Here is a 1356-nt window from a genome sequence, read left to right as displayed (position 1 = left end):
CGGAGGTATCCGGAATTCCGTGTGTGAGGCGGGTTGAGATTCAGACTCCAATGTTGAATCGTTCCGGGTAAAGCAGTGCGAACTGCGTCATCGCGCTCTTCCAATCGTGCCGGGAGCCGGTCCACTTGGCCACGACGTTGCGCAGCGCCAGCCAGATCAGTTTGAGCGCGGCCTCGTCCGACGGGAAGTGGCCGCGCGCCTTGATGATCTTCCGAAGCTGCATGTGCAGCGACTCGATCGCGTTGGTCGTATATACAATTTTCCGGATGTCAGGCGCGAAGGCGTAGAACGGAATCACCTGATCCCAGGCTCGGCGCCAGAGCGCGGCAATCGGAGGGTATTTCGTACCCCATGGGCTCCTATCGAACGCGTCCAGCGCCACGGCGGCCGCTTCGGCCGACGGTGCCCGATAGACCTCCTTGAGCGCCGCTGCGACCGATTTCCGGTCTTTCCAGCTGGCGAAGTCCAGTGAGTTCCGGATCAGATGCACGATGCAGGTCTGGACCGTCGTTTCCGGGAACACCGTGTTGATCGCTTCCGGGAAGCCCTTCAGGCCGTCGACCACGGCGATCAGGATATCCTGCACGCCGCGCAGCTTAAGGTCGTTCACCACCCTCAGCCAGAACTTGGCCCCCTCGGTCTGCTCGATCCAAAGGCCCAACACGTCGCGTGTGCCGTCGCGGCGCACGCCCAGCGCCAGGTAGATCGCCTTGTTGCGCACAACGCCTTCGTCGCGGATCTTGACTCGCAAGGCGTCGAAGAACACGACCGGGTACATCGGCTCGAGCGGCCGCTGCTGCCATTCGCGCACTTCGTCGATCACGGCATCGGTCACCGTACTGATGAAGTCCGGCGACACCTCGATGCCGTACATCTCCAGCAGGAAACCCTGAATCTCCCGCATGCTCATGCCGCGTGCGTACATCGCGATGATCTTGTCGTCGAAGCCGGTGAAGCGTCGCTCGCCCTTGGCGATCAGCACCGGATCGAAGGTGCCCTCGCGGTCGCGCGGAATCTCGACGTCGAGCAGGTCGTCGTCGGTCGTGATGCGCTTGCGGCTGGTGCCGTTGCGGTGGTTCGTGCGGCCTGCCGGCTTGGCATCGCCCTTCTCGTAGCCGAGGTGGTGGGTCAGTTCGCCGCCCAGCGCGCGTTCGAAGATTGCCTTCTTGAGCGCCGCAAGCTGCTCGTTGATCGTCGCCCGATCCAGCGTGCCGGGTACCAGTTGCTTGATCAGCTCCGGGTCCAGGTTCAAGCCCTTGCCCGGTTCTATCGTCACTTCTTCCTTGCGTTTGCGTGGCATAAAGTGGCTCCTTGGCCATCAGTTTATGCCTCACACACAAACATTCGGATAGGCTC

General features: G+C 62.0%; 1 protein-coding gene. It reads right to left on the bottom strand.

Annotated elements, in window-relative coordinates; translation table 11 throughout:
- Positions 1-40: 40 nt before the first annotated feature.
- A complete protein-coding gene (locus ACV22W_RS33465) occupies positions 41-1300 on the bottom strand; it encodes an IS256 family transposase (protein ID WP_448023811.1) in 1260 nt (419 codons plus the stop codon).
- Between the last annotated feature and the right edge of the window lie 56 nt (positions 1301-1356).

Source organism: Burkholderia sp. AW49-1, from assembly GCF_053427845.1.
This window is presented reverse-complemented; position numbering and strand designations above follow the sequence as displayed.